The organism is Psychrobacter pygoscelis, assembly GCF_004335015.1.
Taxonomy (GTDB): Bacteria; Pseudomonadota; Gammaproteobacteria; order Pseudomonadales; family Moraxellaceae; genus Psychrobacter; species Psychrobacter pygoscelis.
In genome coordinates, this window is the sequence record NZ_RQRU01000018.1 from 1 (window position 1) to 462 (window position 462).

Annotated in this window: 1 protein-coding gene; it reads right to left on the reverse strand. The window is 33.1% G+C overall.

Translation table 11 applies throughout. The features are described from left to right. Positions 1 to 462: glycosyltransferase (locus EGV92_RS13755; protein ID WP_165525636.1), on the reverse strand; the 462-nt coding region annotated here is incomplete at both ends.

The following is a 462-nucleotide window of genomic DNA, read 5'->3' on the forward strand; positions in this document are numbered from 1 at the left end:
GTGTATTTCTTTATTCAAATCGAATAATCTATAAGTGTCTTCTCGTAAACTATTTGAAACACTCGTAACAAAATCGGATTTATTGATGCTAAATGTAACAGCACTTTTATAAAACGGGTGATTTCCTACAAGTGTAATATCGGTTCCGTGAAGTGTTGTTATCATTGGTAATGAAATACCTTCTTCCGCTAACATCTGCTTCGCCATATAACCTGCATAAGCGTGTGGAATCGCATAATGTACGTGCAAAACATCAATTTTATAAAGTTTCACCATATCTACCAATTTACTTGACAAGGCCAATTCATAGGGTTGATAATGAAATAAAGGATAATTTGGTACGTTTACTTCGTGAAAATAAATATTCGGATTTAATAGGGACAAACGAACCGGTTGTTTATAAGTAATGAAATGAATTTCATGACCTTTTTTAGCTAGTTCTAATCCTAACTCTGTTGCTAC